Annotated in this window: 1 protein-coding gene; it reads right to left on the reverse strand. The window is 39.5% G+C overall.

Translation table 11 applies throughout. The annotated features are described in order from the left end of the window. Positions 1 to 471: hypothetical protein (locus DMB68_RS23480; RefSeq protein WP_165830199.1), on the reverse strand; the 471-nt coding region annotated here is incomplete at both ends.

A 471-nucleotide genomic window follows, 5' to 3' on the forward strand; every position in this document is an offset into this window, starting at 1 on the left:
AGTAGGTTACCGGGAAAGTAGTCGCTCCACAGTCTCTTTTGAGTCTGGGTTGTGAAAATTGAAATGCATAACCAGGGCCGGAATCAGGATCAGACCCTGAACCACAAGTACTAATCGTGACTATTTTTCCGGAACTGTCTACTTTGTATGAGGACCCATTGGCCTGGTTCTTATACCATAAGCTTCCATATGGCAAAGCAATTGTTAGGGCTTCGTTTGTATAAAGTACAGTACCAACACTTAATGTTGCTGTTGCCGCATAAAATGTATTAGGAAATCCTGTTTTGGTACAAGCTGCTAATTTAACTGTGCCGGAGTCTGAAAACTGAAATGGATAGCTGATCGGTGTTGTTGGCTCATTAATGATTTTTATTACACCTGTAATGGGCTCACATAATGAAGTGATCTTTCCGCTTATAGTAGTATTACATTCTCCTGTTAGGGTTATTAAATAATTAAATGTTCCTGAAA

This window comes from Flavobacterium hydrophilum (assembly GCF_003202405.1).
Classification (GTDB): Bacteria; Bacteroidota; Bacteroidia; order Flavobacteriales; family Flavobacteriaceae; genus Flavobacterium; species Flavobacterium hydrophilum.